Source organism: Rhodococcus sp. KRD175 (genome assembly GCF_017168275.1).
GTDB classification, from domain to species: domain Bacteria; phylum Actinomycetota; class Actinomycetes; order Mycobacteriales; family Mycobacteriaceae; genus Rhodococcoides; species Rhodococcoides fascians.
In genome coordinates this window covers 150,931-168,094 of record NZ_JABFAQ010000011.1, presented here as the reverse complement: position 1 = coordinate 168,094, position 17,164 = coordinate 150,931, and the positions used below count along the sequence as shown (strand labels likewise).

Below are 17,164 nucleotides of genomic sequence, written 5' to 3'. Positions count from 1 at the left end.
CCGGAAGTCAGCCTCACCAAGTCCAAGCCCGTCAGTCTGTCCAAGGGCCAGAAGGTCACTCTCCGCAAGGACGGCGGCGTGGCCCTGACGGTGATTCGCATGGGCCTCGGCTGGGACCCGGTGACGACCCCGAAGAAGGGTGGACTGTTCGGCGGCGGAGGCCGTGCGGCGAACATCGACCTGGACGCGTCGGCAATCATGCTGGCAGATCGCAACGTCAACGATGTCGTGTACTACGGCCAGCTCAACGCCAAGGACGGGTCGATCACGCACAAGGGAGACAACCTGACCGGCGAGGGCGAGGGCGACGACGAGGTCATCGTCGTCGATCTGACGCGGGTACCCCAGCACGTCACCGGCATCGTCTTCACGGTCACCTCGTACCGCGGCCAGACGTTCGAGCAGGTTGCCAATGCGTTCTGCCGGCTGGTCGACAACACCACCAACACCGAACTCGCCCGCTTCACCCTGCAGGGCGGCATGCCGTTCACGGGATTGGTGATGGCAAAGGTCTACCGCCAGGGCAGTGAATGGAAGCTACAGGCCATCGGCGACGGCATCCAGGCCAAGCACGCCGGTGAAGCCGTCAAGCAGCTCGGCCGCTATATGTGACCGCACGCCGACCGGTTCGATCTGCAGCGCCGTCGAGTACGCCACCGAGCGGGTCGACGGCGCTGCCGTTTCGAATAAGATCCTCCGACGGCCGGTAGATCTGCCGAACGATCAACGCGCACAGGCCGATCACTGCGATATCGCGCACGACCACGGTGGCGGTGAACCACTGTTCGGGCAGACCCTTGTTGTCCACGCCCAGGTAGTAGTACATCCGGGGGAACCAGACGAACGCGTCGATTGCCATCCACGCCAACAGGATTCGACGATGCGGTAGAGCCAGCACCGCGAGAGGGACCAGCCACAGCGAGTACTGGGGACTCCACACCTTGTTGGTCAGCAGGAACCCGGCCACCACCAGAAACACCAACTGGGCCAGCCTCGGCCGGGTCGGAGCCGTCGTACCGATGTAGGCGATCAGCGCACACACGACGGCGAAGAGCAGCAGCGTGACTGCGTTGAGAACCAGCGGCTTGTCCCCCGGATAGAGGGGGCCGTCGAAGCCCGTCCATCCGGTGAAGGAAGTGACGACGTTGTACAGCGAATCGGGGTCGGCTCCGCGCTCGGAGTTGAGCCGGAAGAACTCGTACCACCCCGTCGGATACAGCAGGGCCAGTGGAAGATTGACCGCAAGCCAGGCCCCGAGGGCAGCCGCTGCGGTCAGCCCCCACTCGCGCATGCGGCCGGCCCGCCAGCACAACACCAGCAGCGGCCCGAGGAACAACAGAGGATAGAGCTTGGTGGCACCGCCGAGACCCAGCAGTATGCCGGCCAGTACGGGCCGCTTCTTGGCCCAGGCCAGCAGACCGGTGAGCGCGAATGCCGTTGCGAGAGCGTCGAAGTTGGTGAATCCATGCACGATCACCAGCGGTGAGGCAGCCACCAGGGCAGCGTCCCAGATGCGTCGCCCCGCCGAGATCGCCGTCGCCCACACGGTGACCAGCCACGCGACGGCCAATCCCAGAGCGACGACGTTGAAGTAGACGACCACAGGCAGGGCTTGCGGCAGGAAACTCAGTGAGTTCCATGCCTTTCCGACGACCATCGAGCCGTACTGGTACAGGCCGGCAATGACCGGGTACTCCATGTACCGGATCTGACTCGACCCGTCGGCCTTCGTTTCTTCCCAGGACTTCTTGTACGGAAACGCACCTTGGTCGAGCCGCTCGGCACCGTAGAGCGGCACGGTGTCCGAATAGCACATCGCCACGTACTGGCGACTGCCGCTCCAGTCGAGACCGAGTTCACCGTTCGGACCCACCGGTGCCTGTTGAATGCACGCCGCCTTGGCAAACCAACCGAAGCAGAGAAAGACCACCGCGAGCAACAGGATGACCCGCAGCGCAGTGAACCACCGTTGCCGACCGACCAGAGCGTGCGCGCCCACCGGCCCGCCGATGACCGAGGACAGTTCCTCGGTCATCGGATCGGTACGGCTGGGTGCGTCACGGTCCGTTGCACTCGCCGTGTCCAGGCGACCAGGACTGGCAAGGGCTCTGCCCTTGCGCTCGGGTTCGGTCGTCACCGTTCGGTGCTACTGGCCGGGAGTCGCCGGTTCGGGGGCTGCCGGCTCGGGTGCTGCCGGTGGCTGTGCGGGCTGAGCCGGGGCCAGACCCGGCAGCGGAATGGTGACGCCCGGCAGAATCTCGACCTGACGCGGCGTGATGACCACCGGCGGCGAAATCTCCGTCGGGATCGGCAGAGTCACGGGCGGCGGCGCGGACGGAGCCACCGTCGTGACCGGGGCAGCCGGTGCCGAGTACTGCGGGACACCTGCCTGACCGGCGATGGCCTCGGGCGTCGGGAACGTCTCGTTCGAGGTGCCCTCGAGCGTGCCGTCCATCGTCGCCTTCCAGATGTCCGACGGTATGCCCGATCCGTAGATCGGACCGCCGTAACTGTTCTCGAGCGGCAAGCCCTGCTCGGTACCGACCCACACCGCCGTCGACAGTGACGGGGTGTACCCGACCATCCAGGCGTCCTTGTTCTGCCCGGTATCACCGAGCTGCGCGGTACCGGTCTTCGCCGCCGATTGACGACCACCCGCGAGGTTGTGACCGTTGGAGTACCCGGCGATCGGACGCATCGCCGACGTCACGTTGTCGGCCACCGCCGCCGAGACGACCTGCTGACCGGCCTCGGGTGCACGATCGAGCAACACCGTGCCGTCGGCCGTGACGACCTTCTGCACGAAGTGCGGGGTGTGGTAGACGCCGGAGGCTGCCAGTGTGGCGTAGGCCGAGGCCATATCGATCACCCGCGACTGGTACTGGCCGAGCACGATTCCGTAGTTCGGGCCCGCGTTGTCGGGCTCGGTCAGCGTGGGTCCGACGCCCTCGATCTCCTGCGGGATACCGAGCTTGTGTGCCATGTCCGCGATCGCCTGCGGGCCGTTGTCCATGCCCAGCATCATGCGGTAGAAGCTCGTGTTCAGCGACCGCTTGAGGGCTTCGGCGATGGTGCACGTGCCACAGGATTCGCCCTCGACGTTGCTGATCTGGATGCCGTTGACGTCGAGCGAGGAACTGTCGTACATCTTCGACAGCGGAATGCCTTGGTCCAAGGCAGCGGCGAGGCCGAACACCTTGAACGACGATCCGGTCTGCAACCCGGACTGAGCGAAGTCGAAACCGCGCCCGTCCGCGCCGCCGTAGTACGAGCGGACCGCGCCACTGCGCGGATCGATCGACACCGACGCCGTGCGCAGCTCCGACGGCTCACCCTGCAGGTTGTTGTCCACGGCCTCGACGGCGGCGGCCTGCGCCCTCGGATCGATCGTCGTCGTGATCTGCAGACCCTCGGTGTTCAGATCCTGATCACTGACCCCGACAGCCGACAACTCACGCAGTACCTGCGCCTTGATCAGACCGTTGGGACCTGCGTCGGCGGCATCACCCGAATCGACCTGAGAAATGGGGACCCACTGCGGATACTGCATCGCCGCACGCTGAGTCGCATCGAGCTGGCCCTGCGAGACCATGCCGTCGAGCACGTAGTTCCACCGCGACTGAGCCCCGGTGGGGTTGACTTCCGGATCGAGTCCGGACGGCTGCTGGATGGTCGCAGCCAGTACTGCGCCTTCCTCGACCGAGAGCTGATCGACGGATTTGCCGAAGTACGCCGTCGACGCGGCAGCGATGCCATAAGCGCCACGACCGAAATAGATGGTGTTCAGATACGCCGCGAGAATGTCGTCCTTGGACCATTGGCGAGCCATCTTCGACGAGATGACCAGCTCCCGCATCTTTCGCGTCAACGTCCGCTCGGAGCCGACCACCGCATTCTTGACGTACTGCTGGGTGATCGTGGAACCACCGCCCGCGCTGTCACGTCCGAGCACGTTGTCGCGCAGGGCACGGCCGAAGCCGGTCACCGAGAACCCGGGATTGGAATAGAAGTCGCGATCCTCCGCCGAGAGCACGGCGTTACGTACGTGCTCCGGAATCTGGTCGATCGTGACATCGGTTCGGTTGCCCTCGGGTGGCACCACCTTGCCGAGCACGCTCGACCCGTCGGAAGCGAAGATCGTCGCAACCTGATTGGTCCTGAGGTCACCGGGCCGCGGGACGTCCACCAGCGTGTACGCCACCATGAACAGCAGAATCGGCACTATCAGGCCCAAGGCAACCAACGCATACAACGTGCGTCGAACTACCCGCCACTTGGACTTCTTCTTCGTTTTCGCGGCGGAACCTCTTTCGGGGGGCTCGGGCGGTTCGTTGCCCGAGGAGCTAGCTGATGGATCGTTCGGTTCGTGTGGCGGCGGGACGGATCCCGATCGAGTGACACCTGCCGCGGCGTAGCGACCGTCACCGGGCGGTCGACCCTGCGGTGGCATCGGACGCTGCCCAGGAGGCGGACCCGGGCGTTGGCCGGCGGGAGGCATCGGCGGTCGACCCTGCGGTGGCATCGGACGCTGCCCGGGAGGCGGTCCGGGGCGCTGACCCGGAGGAGGCACCGGACGTTGGCCCGGAGGTGGCATCGGCGGTCGCCCCTGCGGTGGCATCGGACGCTGCCCGGGAGGCGGTCCGGGGCGCTGACCCGGAGGCGGTAGCGGACGTTGGCCCGGAGGAGGCACCGGACGTTGGCCCGGTGGGGGTACCGGACGACGTCCGGGCGGATCGGAATGGCGGCTGCCGCGCGGTGGTCCGGGCACGTCGGGGCGCCGTCCGGAGTCGCTACGGCCAGGTTCGTTGTTACCCGGGTTGTTGTCGTAGGGGGAACTCACGTACGAATCTCCAGTAATCTCGGCGGCCGCGTCGAATTCTCGGTGGCTGGGTTCAGCGAAGCGATTGTGTCATTCACTCGCAGTTCGACGGTTCGGTTGACGGGATCCCGATCGTGGGCGACGGGGTTGCTTGGGTGCGGGCACGGCCCCGAGGACGTAGGACTGGACGAGGTGATTCCAGCTGCACGAGCGGCAGACCTCGACCACATGGACCGAAAATTCCTCTTGGGTGGCAGCCAGCCGGCCGAGTTCGTCGGCCGTTCTCGCCGAGCCGGACAGGGGTCCGAGCTTCTCGCCGAACACCCACGACACCAGCGTGAGCTGCTCCTTCCGGCAGATCGGGCACACTACGTCGCTGCCGCGGCCGTGGAACTTGGCGGCACGTAGAAGATAGGGATCTGCATCGCAGACCGCTGCCACGCCCGTCCTACCGGAGTAGACCTCGGCCAGCAGCGACCGACGCTGAAGGGCGTAGTCCACCACCTGTCGCTGAAGTCGCACGAGAACCAGAGTACGTGCGGCAGTGTCGATGGAGACCTGCGATCCCCGCCTGGACGACGATCGACCCCCATTCCTGGGCCGAGAAACTATGCTCCACCTGTGCCGACGCGACTGTCACCCAGTACGCGAGCGCGTGATGTGGATCGCACCGACACTTGCGCCACGTTGGACGAAGCACTCGCCGATGGGCAGCTGTCCGATTTCGAGCACGCCGCAAGGATCGATCTGGCGAAGGAAGCCGACACGATCGCCGATCTGCACGCCCTCATCGAGGACCTTCAGAACGACACCGATCTGCCGCCGATGGCCGACCCGATCGAGTTCGCGCATCCGATCACGACGGCAAAGGGCTCACGCCTGGGCTTCATGGCCGTCGCGGTCCCTGCCGTTGCCGCCCTCGTGGCGCTCACCTTCGGCATTCGCGCGTGCTCGAACACCAATGACCCCGAATCGGGTCTCGGGTCGGCCGGGTACAAGAATCCTGCAGTCGTCGTAGATATCGTCGATGCACTGCAACAGAAGATCGGCACGTCGGTGGTCGACAGACTCGGGCTGTACGACGACTACGCCGTCATTTCGGCACCCGCACCCGGGGTGCCACAGAAACAGGTCAGCTACACCTATCGCGACGGCGTGATCGACGACTACGACGACAACTTCTCGAGCACCCGCGACTTCGACGAACCTCAGATCGACCTGGCGACGGTCGATCTGACGAAGGCAGCGGGGATCATCGCCGGTGCCCGCGAGAGCTTGAACATGAGTCGCATCGACAGCTACAACGTGAGCTTCCACGGCAGCGACAACGGCCCGCAAATTTCCGTCTCCGCCGACAACACCGACCAGGAAAGCGGAACTCTCCTATTCGATCCCGCAGGCAACTTCCTGCGTGTCACGCCGTTTTCGTTCGGCTGATCAGTCCGGAAAGGAAGCCCGCAGGTGGCACCACGACCCGATTTTCGCGCTCGCGACATAGACCGCGCGCTGACCGCCACCGTTCTGGATTCCGCATACGCCGACGGCCAGCTCACCTTCGACGAGCACCGCCTACGTAGCGAACGTGCGCGGGTGGCCATCACCCTGCGCGATCTGCGACGACTGGTCTCCGACCTACAAATCGACGTCGACCTTCCGGAACCACCGCCGCGAACATCCGAGCCGAAGAACCGGCTACTGCTGGCACTCGGCTCGGTCGTCATCGTGACTGTCGGGCTGGTGGTGTTTCTGTCGACCAGGACCGGCGAACAACCGGTTCCGACTGCTGCCGTCGTCGCGTCCACGTCGACGCGCAGCGTGACCCCCACCGTGCCGATGGACCTGCCGGTCGACGTCACCCCGATAGTCGCTCGCCCGTTCGTTTTCGACACGGCAGCCGGACTCGACGATTTCCGAGAACGCTACGTGCAACGTTTCGGCAGTTCGCAGGTTCTCGAGGTGTTCATTCAGATGGACAGCAACCGTGCCGACGTCTATCGCCCGACGGCAGAGGGCCGACGAGAGCGGGTGTTCGTCTCCGGAGGGTTCGAGGTGTATCACGAAACCGACGCGCCAGACGCCCAAGAGGCGCTCTTCGACTGGGCCACAATCGATTCTGCGGTTCTGGCAGGCCTCGTCGCGGGAACGCCCGAGGCCGTCGGGGTTCCGGACGCCGCCGTCGAGTACGTCATGATCACCGATTCCCGCGGCGAGCAGCGCATCTCGATCACCGCAAAGAACGACGACGATCAGGGTGGCCGCGTCGAAGCGGACTTCGCGGGCAACATCGTCTCAGTAAGCCGATAGACGCCGCGAATCATGTTGCGTGTCAGCTACTTCGGGCTCTCGTGCGTGATGGCGCGGTAACCGGTTGCTCCTGCCCTGTCGACTGCGGCCTTGACGACGCCGAACACCGCACCGTGGACGGCTGCCGCGATCAGCACCTCTCGGACGGAGCGATTCAGATCCTTCGGGTCGGGGGCCGCCGCGTCGTCGTCGCCGACGTGCTTCCACACCTGCTTGAACACCGCGCCGGCCGCCAGCCCGCCGAGCACACTCGTCGCCAACGACATCGGTCTGTAGAACGCCTTCGATACTGCACTCATCGAAACACCTTTCTCGTACGTCGGCGACGAAGAAGAACCGTCACCAACACTGCGGTCACCACGAAGCCCACGGCCCCTGCGGCAGTGCCGGGCCTACTGCGCACCGCATCGGAGGCACGTGTCGCCTGTCGAGAGGCCTCGTTGCCCACTCGAGTGGGGATGTCGGCTTTGGCCGCGAGAGCGGCGACGGTGTCGGCCAGTTCGGAACGCTGTTCCTCGATGCTGGGCGGCTGATCGGAGTTGCCGGGAACACTGTGCGCCGGTGTGTCGGTCATCGGATTCCCTCCTTCGCTGCGGTGATGTCGTCGCCGATACGTGCTGCGGTGTCCGCGGGAATCGGCGGCAAGGCCTTCTTGGCCCGGGACGCGCCGACTGCGGCCAGAATGCCCCCGATCGCCAGCACCGCGATCGCGACGATCAGCGCCGCGAGCCATGCGGACAACACTGTCGCCAGTCCGAGCACTGCGGTAGCGATCAAGGTGGCGAGCCCGAGGAACAGCAGCAGCGCACCCGCGCCGGAGATTCCGACGCCTACCCCGAAGCGGCTTCCCTTGCTCTTGACTTCGGCGAGTCCGGCGTCGATCTCGGTCCGGACGAGCGTCGAGACCTGAGTCGTCAGTCGCTCGATCAGTTGCACCGTCGACAGGTCCGCCACATGGGAGCCGCGCTCGGACTCGGCGTTCGACAGTGGGGGCGGTTGATCGTTTTCGTGCATGATGCGCTCCTTCGATGTGGTGCCGTCCTGTGTCGATACCCGCGGAGGACCCCCAAAAACACGTCCGTAAATGCCGATTCGCGCGATGTAACCGGCCATTGGTTTGTCACTTCATGTATCGGCGCGATACATTCTCCGATAGTGTGGCTCATCGCATCGCCGGGATGTGATCGTTGGATTCGAGAAGGGGGAGTTGCATGCTCGAACTCGCAATTCTCGGACTGCTTCTCGAATCACCCATGCACGGTTACGAGCTTCGCAAGCGGCTGACCGGCCTGCTCGGAGCATTTCGTGCGTTTTCGTACGGATCGCTGTACCCGGCGCTCCGTCGACTACAAACCGACGGGCTCATCGCCGAGGACGCCGGTCCCGAACTGCTCGTGAAAAGACGAGCAAAACGGGTGTACGTGCTCACCCCCCTCGGCAGGGAACGATTTGCCGAACTGGTGGCCGACACCGGACCGCAGAACTACACCGACGACGGATTCGGCGTACATCTGGCCTTCTTCAGTCGAACCCCGGCAGAAGCTCGGGTCCGCATTCTCGAAGGCAGACGACGCCAGGTCGAGGAGCGCCGAGAAGGCCTCCGCGACGCTGTGGCCAAGGCGAACGGAACACTCGACCGCTACACCCGGCAACTCCACCAGCTCGGTCTCGAATCGAGCGAACGCGAGGTGCGCTGGCTCAACGAAGTCATCGCAGCCGAGCAAGCCGCCCCCAACCCAGCACCGTCCCACACAGCACCAAACAGGACAGTCAAGACAGAAGGAGAACCCGACCATGGGTGAGAACAACAACGCAATCCGCGTGGCCATTGTGGGTGTGGGCAACTGCGCCTCATCCCTGGTCCAGGGTGTCGAGTACTACAAGGACGCAGACGAGAACGCCACCGTTCCCGGCCTGATGCACGTCATGTTCGGCAAGTACCACGTCCGCGACGTCGAGTTCGTCGCCGCGTTCGACGTCGACGCCAAGAAGGTCGGCTTCGACCTCTCCGAGGCCATCTTCTCCAGCGAGAACAACACCATCAAGATCGCCGACGTGCCCCCGAAGGACGTCCACGTCCTGCGCGGACCGACCCTCGACGGCCTCGGAAAGTACTACCGCGAGACCATCACCGAGGCCGACGGCGAAGCAGTCGACGTCGCACAGGCACTGCGCGACGCCAAGGTCGACGTCCTCGTGTCCTACCTCCCCGTCGGATCCGAAGAAGCCGACAAGTTCTACGCACAGGCCGCCATCGACGCAGGCGTCGCCTTCGTCAACGCCCTCCCCGTCTTCATCGCCTCCGACCCCGTCTGGGCCAAGAAGTTCACCGACGCTGGCGTCCCCATCGTCGGCGACGACATCAAGAGCCAGGTCGGTGCCACCATCACCCACCGCGTCATGGCGAAGCTGTTCGAAGACCGCGGCGTGCAGCTCGACCGCACCATGCAGCTCAACGTCGGCGGCAACATGGACTTCCTCAACATGCTCGAGCGCACCCGCCTCGAGTCGAAGAAGATCTCCAAGACCCAGGCCGTCACGTCGAACCTGCAGAAGGAATTCAACGCCAAGGACGTCCACATCGGACCGTCCGACCACGTCGGCTGGCTCGACGACCGCAAGTGGGCCTACGTCCGCCTCGAAGGCCGCGCCTTCGGTGACGTTCCCCTGAGCCTCGAATACAAGCTCGAGGTCTGGGACTCACCCAACTCCGCCGGTGTCATCATCGACGCAGTCCGCGCCGCGAAAATCGCAAAGGACCGCGGCATCGGTGGACCGGTCATCCCGGCTTCCGCCTACCTGATGAAGAGCCCGCCGCAGCAGTTGGCCGACGACGTTGCTCGCGAACAACTCGAAGCCTTCATCATCGACGCGTAAATCTCCGCGGCACTGACGCCCGCCGGTCCACTCAACGTGACATTGACCCCCCAAAAGGCCACCAAATGTCACATTGAGTACCGGCGGGCGTTCGTCTATCCCGCCTCGACGATGGCGCGAGGGTCGAATGTCACCCTGATTTCGGTGATTTTGCCGTCTTCGATTCGTTGCCAGTTCGCGGTGGGGGCCGGGGGTGCGATCGACGTGTGCAGGTCGAACCACGTCAACACGTTCGGGCCATCGACGAATACGTGCGCGATGTCGATGTCGGTGACGATCTGCGACATTCCCTTCAACCCGGCGACGCATTCTTCGCCGCTGTCGGCCGTGCCGAGTGGACCGCGAAACGTTGCATCCTCGTGCAGGATCGACGCCAGGTTGTCGAAGTCCTTCGCCTTCCAGGCCTCGAAGTAGGTTGCTGCAATTTGTGCGGGTGTCTGTGTCATGGATTCGAGTCTCGAACCGGCGCAGTCAGAAGTCCAACAGTTGGTTCCGATCATCACCAGAACTTTTACTCATAGCCGCAGCTAGACGCTACGCGCTATGGTTCTCGCGTGGCCATCGATCCCACCTCGAAGCATCCGATTCTCGAACGCGTTCGCGCTCTGGCGTTCGCGTACCCCGACGTCACCGAGAAGGTTTCGCACGGCAGGCCGACCTTCCGCACGACCTCGGTGTTCGTCTACTTCGGCGGCGGCGTCAAAGGCGGCGATCAGTTCGATCTGTCGTTCATCGTCAAATGCGAGAGCGCCGAGGAGCAGCGAGCCTGCGAACTCGAGCCGCGCTACTTTCATCCCGCCTACCTTGGACCCGCAGGCTGGGTGGGGTTCGACCTGAGCAGTGACCGCAAAGACAAGGCCGACAGCGATGTCTGGGCCGAAGCCGCCGAACTGATCGACTGCAGCTACCGCGTCACCGCGCCGAAGCGCGCGATAGCCCGCCTCGATGCCGGCGAAGGTCCCGATCTGGGAGTACAGCAATGGAACTGAGGCAGCTCGAGTATTTCGTCGCGGTGGCCGAGGAAGCGAACTTCACCCGCGCTGCCGCCCGCGTTCACATCAGTCAATCGGGGGTCAGCGCGCAGATCAGGGCGCTCGAGCGCGAACTCGGGGCCGAGCTGATCGACAGATCCGGTGGCACAGCCACTTTGACCACAGCCGGCCAGGCGGCGTTGCCGCAGGCCCGCGCGACACTCGCCGCGGCAGGATCCGTCAAACAATCCGTCGACGATGTGACGGGCCTACTGCGCGGCAGACTGAGCGTCGGTATGGTCACCGCCTGCACCGTTCCCCCACTGTTCGACGCGTTGGCGGGCTTCCACGCGGCACATCCCGGCGTCGACATTGCTTTGCGCGAGGGTAATTCGGACGATCTCGTCGCGGATGTTCGATCCGGCGAGCTGGATCTTGCGTTGGTCGGTCTCGCTTCTCGGACCCCCGCCGGACTCGAATCGATGGTGGTGATCGACGAGCGGATCGTTGCCGCCGTGCCGGCGGAGCATCCACTGGCGGCGCATAAGGACGCGACACTCGCCGAGGTGTGCGAATATCCGATCGTTGCCCTTCCGCCGGGCACCGGAATTCGTGCGGTGTTCGACAGGGACTGCGCCGGGGGAGGTCTGTCACCGTCGATCACGTTGCAGGCCAGCGCACCTGACGCGGTAGCCGACCTCGCCACCCGCGGTTTGGGGGTCGGGATTCTCAGCCGGTCGATGGCCGAATTCTACGGCGACCGGCTCGTCGCGATCGAGCTGACCGACTCGCACACCGCCGCCCTGCTGGCCCTGGTGTGGCGCAGCGCGATGAGTCCGGCACTGGCCGAACTGGTGGGTATCTCGACGACGAGTTTCAGCGAATCTTCTTGACGGTGAACCACAGTGCGACCAGCAAGCCGAGCAGCGCTACGGACGGCAGCACGCCGGGATCACCTCCGATGATCCCGGCTACGGCGAAACCGAGAGCTACCAGCGCAAAGAACCCGAGAATGCCTGCCAACAACTGCAGGTGGTCCTGCGCCGTCACGACTTGACGCCGCCCGCCGTCAGTCCGGAGATGATGCGGCGCTGGAACAGCAGCACCATGATCACCAATGGAATCGCAACGATGGTGCCCGCGGCCATGATCGCGGCATACGGCACCACAAGCGGATCGTTGCCGGTGAACCGCGCGATGGCGACGGTCACCGGTTCGGTCTTGTCACTCGAGAGCTGACTGGCCAGCAGGTACTCGTTCACTGCGGCGATGAACGCAAGAATCGCGGTGGTGAACAAGGCAGGCGCGGCGAGCGGGAGCATCACCAGGCGGAATGCCTGGAATCGTCCGGCGCCGTCGATCCGCGCGGCTTCTTCGAGCTCCCAGGGCAATTCGGCGAAGAACGCCGCCAGCGTATAGATCGTCAGCGGTAGGACGAACGAGATGTTCGGGATGACCATCGCCTGGTAGCTGCCGATCCAGCCGATGTTGGTGAAGAACTGGAACAGCGGGGTCACCAATGCGACGACGGGGAACATCGACGCACCCAGGATGATGCCCGTCACCACGTACTTGAAGCGAAAGTCGATGCGGGAGAGCGCGTATGCGGTGAAAATGCCGATGACCAACGCGATCAGTGTGGTCGCGCCGCCCACGATCAGGCTGTTGCCCACCGCACGAAGAAAATTGTTGCCGTTCGCCGTCGACAACGCGTTCTCGAAGTTCTCCCACGTGACGTGCGTCGGCCACGGCGTCGTGTCGAAGGTGTAGCGCGGGTCGCGGAATGCGGTGACGACCATCCAATAGAACGGTGCCAGTCCCCAGACGAGAATGACGACGACGCCGAGATAGATGCGAGCTTGCTTCATCGGCCGGGCCCCTTGCGCTGATTGTCCTGAGTGGCAACGGCATTGGCACCGAGAAACTTCACCAGGATGAACGCCACGACGAAGATCATGATGAACGAGATCGTCGACAACGAGGCAGCGCTGTTGAATCCCTGACGAATCTGATCCACCACCAGGATCGAGATGGTCCGGGTGGCGGGATTGCCCTCGGTGAGGATCGCCGGCAAGTCGTACATACGCAGCGCGTCCATGGTGCGGAACAGAATTGCCACCATCAACGCGGGCTTGACCAACGGCAGTGTGATCCTGGTGAACCGCTGCCACGCCGACGCCCCGTCGACGCGGGCCGCCTCGTAGACGTCGGCTGGAATCATCTGCAACCCGGCCAGGATCAGCAACGCCATGAACGGCGTCGTCTTCCACACGTCGGCGATGATGACGGCGAAACGAGCGGGCCACGCGTCGCCGGTCCACAGAATGTTGGTTCCCAGAATGCGATTGGCGACACCGTCGTACGCGAAGATGAAGTACCAGAGCTTGGCCGTGACCGCCGTCGGGATCGCCCAGGGGATCAGGATTGCCGCGCGCAACAGGGCGCGTCCGGCGAAGGTCTTACCCATGATGACGGCCATTCCGAAGCCGATGACCACCTCGATGGACACCGTGACGACCGTGAAGAACGCGGTGTTTCCGACGGCGCCCCAGAACTGCGACCCCAGCGTTCCCGGCGGGCAGGGCACCAATGTGCCCGACGCCGAGGTGCATTGCTGCAGGATCCAGTGCGTGTAGTTGTCGAAGCCGGCAGATCCACCGGTGACGAACATGCCGGTGGCGGGATCGAGACCGGGATCCTTGGAGAAGGACATCACCAGGGCTCGGATCACCGGGTAGACGATGACGATCGCGAGGATCACCATCGTCGGTGCGATCAACAGCCAGGCCCGACCCTGCGTCAGGCCGAACCGCTTGTTCTTGGACCGCACATGCCGACCGCGGCCGGGGGACGAGCCCCCGGCCGCGGTGGTTGCGGCGGCCCCACTGGTCACACCAGCAGGTACAGCCATTGGTTCTCCCGAAATCAGTTGGCGCCGGCGGTTTCGATACCGGCCTGCATGTCCGTGATCGCCTGGTCGACGCTCTTCTCACCCTTGATGGCGGCAGAGACGTTGTCCTGCACAGCCTTCGAGACGGCCGGGTAGAACGGGGTGACGGGACGCGGAACGGCATTCTCGATGGATGCCTTCAATGCGGGAAGGTACGGCATCGCGGCGATCAGTGCGGGATCGTCGTACAGCGAGGAGAGCACGGGCGGCAAAGCACCCTCGGCGATGATGCGCTGCGCCTTCTCGCCCTGCATGAAGCGCAGGAAGTCGGCAGCAGTTGCCTTGTTCTCGGAGTACGCGCTGATCGCGGCGTTGTATCCGCCGAGCGTCGAGGTGCCCACTCCGGTGACGCCGGGAAGCGGTGCGACCGCGTACTTTCCGACCACAGCCGAACCTTCTTCTGCGGCGGTGCCGTAGACGTACGGCCAGTTGCGCAGGAACAGCGTCTTTCCGTCCTGGAACGCCTGCTGGCTGTCGGACTCCTTGAACGTGGTGTCCTGGGCCGGGATGACGCCGGTCTCGAACGCGGTGACCAGAGTCTGCAGTCCGGCCTTGGCTTCCGGGCTGTTGACGGTGGGGGTCTTGCCGTCTTCGCCGACGATCGATCCGCCGTGCGCGTTGATGATCTCCGACGCGTTGGCCGTCAGACCCTCGTAGGGGGCGAATTGCCCTGCGTAGCAGTCGATGTTGTTGTCGCGGGCGACCTGGCAGTCCTCGGTGAGCTCGGCCCAGGTGGTGGGTGCCTCGGGAAGCAGATCACTGCGGTAGTAGAGCAGTCCGCCGTTGGTGTTCTTCGGCGCGGCGTACTGCTTGCCGTTGTAGGTCGCACTCGCGACGGTCGCCGGAAGAACGCCTGCGTTGTCGAGTGCGAATTCGCCCTCGAGCGGCACGAGCCAGCCCTTGGCCGCGAACTCGGCGGTCCAGACGACGTCGAGTGCCATGACGTCGTAATCGCTCTGCTGCGCCTGGAGCTGCTGAACGAAGTCGTCGTGGGCCTGATCGGCGTCGGCGGACTGCTCCTTGAAGGTGACCTGCTGATCGGGGTTGGCGGCGTTCCACTCCGAGATGATCTGCTGGACGACACCGGTCTCGGTGGTGTCCTGGCCCTCGACATAGGTGATAGGTCCACGGCCGTCGGCATTTTCGGATGCCGCACCCGAATCGCCGCTCGAACCGCTGTCGCTCGAACATGCGGTGAGCGTCAGCAGCGTGGCTGCTGTCGCAACCACTGCCACCTTCGTGATCAAAGACGCCATTGTTTTCTCCACTTACTTCTACGCGGTGGTATGCGCCCGGAGATGGGCACGCAGAATCGTGCTGTGATGCTCCCCCGACACATATGTCGATGGGTACTGTGGCACACAACTCACCGCGTAGGGGTCATAATCGAGTTCCTGAATCGGTCAACCCGGACGTGTCGGAGGTGCCCGGTACCCTTTCGCTCATGAGTTCGGACAAGATGCTGACGCGTATCGGCGGATTGCTGCGTCAGGCGGAGTCCACCGACAACCCCCACGAGGCCGAGGCCTTCATGGAGGCCGCGCAGCGTTTGGCCACGTCGGCGTCGGTGGATCTGGCGGTGGCGCGTTCGCACAGCGCATCCCGCGAACGGCAGGCGACGCCGACTCAGAAGGTCATCCCCATCGGTGAACCGGGCAAGCGTGGACTCAAGACCTACGTTCAACTGTTCGTCGCCATCGCCCACGCAAACGATGTGCAGTGCGACGTCGCCAGATCGTCGACGCAGGTGTTCGCCTACGGTTTCGACTCGGACATCGAGACCACCGAGGCCCTGTACTCCTCTTTGCTGATTCAGATGGTCCGAGCGTCCGACGCGTACATCAAGTCGGGTGCCTACAAATCCGAGACGGCCATCCGCACCGTCACCGAGGTCAAGAATCGTCGCCGCTACACCCGACGCGAGGAAGTGCCCGTCGCCGCCGTGACGGCGCGTCTGAACTTTCAGACGGCATTCGCGTCGCGCATCGGTCAACGGCTCGCGGAGGTCAAGAAGGACACCGAGGCCAAGGCCATCGCGCACGAGACCTCCGGTGCCGGTACCGCTCTGGTGTTGCGAGACAAGGAGATCGAGCTACGCGACTACTACCGGCAGACGTCCACCGCACGCGGGCACTGGCGAGGCCAGAGCGCGAACGCCGGGTACTCCGAGGGCGCACGGCAGGCCGGCGATCGAGCGGGACGAAACGCGAAGATCGGTGCCCACGCAGAAATCGGTGGAGCAAGTCGGCAACTGGGCCGCTGACTTCTACGGTGCCGCCGGTGATGCCGTGAACACCGGCCATCCGATGTCGGTACGCCAGAGCGTCGAGTTCTCGGTATCCCGCGGCCCGACGACATAGACCTCGCGAACCGGCCCCGCGATGGCGAGGCCGTTGGTCTCCACGTGCACCCCGAGCGCACCGTACGTGACGTCGATGTCGTCGTGGGGTCCGTGATGAACCGTCACCGCGAGTTCGACGGGAGGCAGCGTCATCGGCCGAACTCTGCCGACGGATGGCGCATCGACGGTGGGAACGTAGACGGTCAGCTCCCCCCGCCCGTCGGTGAAGAGATCGTTGTCGTACAACCCGCCCGGCGGCCCGGTGGTGTCCGATACGACCGCGTCGATCTCGGCCATCGCGTCCGAGTACCAGCCCAGCACGTCGGACGCGTCGACCACCTCGGAAATGGCTGCGACAGAACACTGTTCAGTGAGAATTCGTCGGACATCGATCGCGGGCGGAGTGGGATCGAGCAACCGGCGCAGCGCCGTCACGGCTGATCTGGTGTCGTCCAACTGACGCTCGAGTCGAGTGAGATGTTCGGTGATCAGTCGAGCGCGGGCATCGGGATCGGGTGTCTGCACGATTGCCCGCACCTCCCGCTCCGGCATCTGCATCTTCCGGAATCGACCGATGATCTGCGCGACCCCGACCTGATCGGTGGCGTAGTACCGATAGCCCGAGTAGTCGTCGACCGTCGCGGGTTCGAGCAGACCCGACTCGTGATAGCGACGCAGGGTCTTCACCGACAGATGGGTGATTCGCGAGAACTCGCCGATCGTCAGCAATCCGTTCATGCCCACATTCTCGCCCCTCCCCGTGGGGGAGAGTCGACTCTCCAGGGGAGGGGTGACGCCGGATGTAGCCGAGGCCGCCGCAAACGCGCGCGCGTTCGCCAGGTGCGCGCGGAATAGCCCCGAATTCGAGGCGAATCCACTCGCGTATGACAAACGCGCGCGCG

20 protein-coding genes are annotated in these 17,164 nt (G+C 64.4%); 8 read left to right on the top strand and 12 right to left on the bottom strand.

The window, feature by feature from the left end:
- Positions 1–612, top strand: a 612-nt coding sequence (locus J1M81_RS17315) for a TerD family protein (RefSeq protein ID WP_206498463.1), incomplete at its 5' end; no start/stop codon positions are given.
- Here J1M81_RS17315 and J1M81_RS17310 read toward each other — a convergent pair.
- From J1M81_RS17310 to J1M81_RS17300, 3 genes are all read right to left on the bottom strand, one after another.
- Positions 587–2,035 (bottom strand): glycosyltransferase family 87 protein, encoded by a 1,449-nt coding sequence (locus J1M81_RS17310; protein WP_241258233.1) that lies wholly within the window; start codon positions 2,033–2,035, stop codon positions 587–589. The two genes, J1M81_RS17315 and J1M81_RS17310, sit on opposite strands and share 26 nt — an antisense overlap.
- A gap of 111 nt (positions 2,036–2,146) precedes the next feature.
- Entirely contained in the window at positions 2,147–4,450 is a 2,304-nt protein-coding gene (locus J1M81_RS17305; RefSeq protein WP_231578223.1) for a transglycosylase domain-containing protein, read from the bottom strand.
- A 459-nt stretch (positions 4,451–4,909) separates the two neighbouring features.
- Positions 4,910–5,341, bottom strand: coding sequence for a DUF5318 domain-containing protein (locus J1M81_RS17300; RefSeq protein WP_027495064.1), 432 nt, complete (start codon positions 5,339–5,341; stop codon positions 4,910–4,912).
- Positions 5,342–5,440: 99 nt separating this feature from the next.
- On the opposite strand from J1M81_RS17300, the gene J1M81_RS17295 reads away from it, so the two are divergent.
- Together J1M81_RS17295 and J1M81_RS17290 are read left to right on the top strand one after the other, a co-directional pair.
- A complete protein-coding gene (locus J1M81_RS17295; protein WP_230592056.1) occupies positions 5,441–6,256 on the top strand; it encodes a DUF1707 domain-containing protein in 816 nt (271 codons plus the stop codon).
- A gap of 24 nt (positions 6,257–6,280) precedes the next feature.
- Positions 6,281–7,123 carry a DUF1707 domain-containing protein gene (locus J1M81_RS17290; protein ID WP_206498461.1) on the top strand — a complete coding sequence of 281 codons (843 nt, stop codon included), beginning with the start codon at positions 6,281–6,283 and terminating at the stop codon, positions 7,121–7,123.
- Between the two features lie 26 nt (positions 7,124–7,149).
- Here the strand turns inward: J1M81_RS17290 and J1M81_RS17285 are convergent, their stop codons facing one another.
- From J1M81_RS17285 to J1M81_RS17275, 3 genes are read right to left on the bottom strand one after another with little or no spacing between them, the layout of a single operon-like run.
- Positions 7,150–7,422: a DUF4235 domain-containing protein gene (locus J1M81_RS17285; protein ID WP_032370038.1), complete on the bottom strand. Its 273-nt coding sequence runs from the start codon at positions 7,420–7,422 to the stop codon at positions 7,150–7,152.
- The gene (locus J1M81_RS17280) at positions 7,419–7,697 is read right to left on the bottom strand and encodes a DUF3618 domain-containing protein (RefSeq protein ID WP_032367665.1); all 279 of its coding nucleotides are present in this window, start codon (positions 7,695–7,697) and stop codon (positions 7,419–7,421) included. Before J1M81_RS17280 ends, J1M81_RS17285 begins: the two co-directional genes overlap by 4 nt.
- The gene (locus J1M81_RS17275; protein ID WP_241258201.1) at positions 7,694–8,137 is read right to left on the bottom strand and encodes a phage holin family protein; all 444 of its coding nucleotides are present in this window, start codon (positions 8,135–8,137) and stop codon (positions 7,694–7,696) included. The genes J1M81_RS17280 and J1M81_RS17275 overlap by 4 nt, the downstream gene beginning before the upstream one ends.
- 197 nt (positions 8,138–8,334) lie before the next feature.
- Here J1M81_RS17275 and J1M81_RS17270 point away from each other — a divergent pair, with 197 nt between their 5' ends.
- Positions 8,335–8,925: a PadR family transcriptional regulator gene (locus J1M81_RS17270; RefSeq protein WP_027495058.1), complete on the top strand. Its 591-nt coding sequence runs from the start codon at positions 8,335–8,337 to the stop codon at positions 8,923–8,925.
- A complete protein-coding gene (locus tag J1M81_RS17265) occupies positions 8,918–10,000 on the top strand; it encodes an inositol-3-phosphate synthase (protein ID WP_206498460.1) in 1,083 nt (360 codons plus the stop codon). Before J1M81_RS17270 ends, J1M81_RS17265 begins: the two co-directional genes overlap by 8 nt.
- Before the next feature lie 95 nt (positions 10,001–10,095).
- Here the strand turns inward: J1M81_RS17265 and J1M81_RS17260 are convergent, their stop codons facing one another.
- Positions 10,096–10,446, bottom strand: a complete 351-nt coding sequence (locus tag J1M81_RS17260) for a nuclear transport factor 2 family protein (protein ID WP_032373435.1) — start codon at positions 10,444–10,446, stop codon at positions 10,096–10,098.
- A gap of 108 nt (positions 10,447–10,554) precedes the next feature.
- Here J1M81_RS17260 and J1M81_RS17255 point away from each other — a divergent pair, with 108 nt between their 5' ends.
- Both J1M81_RS17255 and J1M81_RS17250 read left to right on the top strand, forming a co-directional pair.
- Positions 10,555–10,989 (top strand): MmcQ/YjbR family DNA-binding protein, encoded by a 435-nt coding sequence (locus J1M81_RS17255; protein ID WP_032373434.1) that lies wholly within the window; start codon positions 10,555–10,557, stop codon positions 10,987–10,989.
- Entirely contained in the window at positions 10,980–11,864 is an 885-nt protein-coding gene (locus J1M81_RS17250) for a LysR family transcriptional regulator (protein WP_206498459.1), read from the top strand. The genes J1M81_RS17255 and J1M81_RS17250 overlap by 10 nt, the downstream gene beginning before the upstream one ends.
- Here J1M81_RS17250 and J1M81_RS17245 read toward each other — a convergent pair.
- The 4 genes from J1M81_RS17245 to J1M81_RS17230 are packed head-to-tail and all read right to left on the bottom strand — an operon-like array spanning position 11,848 to position 15,177.
- Positions 11,848–12,021 carry a hypothetical protein gene (locus J1M81_RS17245; protein ID WP_167327633.1) on the bottom strand — a complete coding sequence of 58 codons (174 nt, stop codon included), beginning with the start codon at positions 12,019–12,021 and terminating at the stop codon, positions 11,848–11,850. The genes J1M81_RS17250 and J1M81_RS17245 overlap by 17 nt on opposite strands.
- Positions 12,018–12,839 carry a carbohydrate ABC transporter permease gene (locus J1M81_RS17240; protein ID WP_032367661.1) on the bottom strand — a complete coding sequence of 274 codons (822 nt, stop codon included), beginning with the start codon at positions 12,837–12,839 and terminating at the stop codon, positions 12,018–12,020. Before J1M81_RS17240 ends, J1M81_RS17245 begins: the two co-directional genes overlap by 4 nt.
- Positions 12,836–13,882, bottom strand: coding sequence for a carbohydrate ABC transporter permease (locus tag J1M81_RS17235; RefSeq protein WP_179275042.1), 1,047 nt, complete (start codon positions 13,880–13,882; stop codon positions 12,836–12,838). Before J1M81_RS17235 ends, J1M81_RS17240 begins: the two co-directional genes overlap by 4 nt.
- Positions 13,883–13,896: 14 nt before the next feature.
- Positions 13,897–15,177: an ABC transporter substrate-binding protein gene (locus J1M81_RS17230; RefSeq protein ID WP_032367659.1), complete on the bottom strand. Its 1,281-nt coding sequence runs from the start codon at positions 15,175–15,177 to the stop codon at positions 13,897–13,899.
- Between the two features lie 188 nt (positions 15,178–15,365).
- Between J1M81_RS17230 and J1M81_RS17225 the strand changes: the two genes are divergently transcribed.
- The gene (locus J1M81_RS17225; RefSeq protein ID WP_032373590.1) at positions 15,366–16,184 is read left to right on the top strand and encodes a DUF2786 domain-containing protein; all 819 of its coding nucleotides are present in this window, start codon (positions 15,366–15,368) and stop codon (positions 16,182–16,184) included.
- Positions 16,185–16,187: 3 nt separating this feature from the next.
- Here the strand turns inward: J1M81_RS17225 and J1M81_RS17220 are convergent, their stop codons facing one another.
- Complete coding sequence (locus tag J1M81_RS17220) at positions 16,188–17,000, bottom strand: MerR family transcriptional regulator (protein ID WP_206498458.1); 813 nt, start codon at positions 16,998–17,000, stop codon at positions 16,188–16,190.
- Positions 17,001–17,164 lie beyond the last annotated feature (164 nt).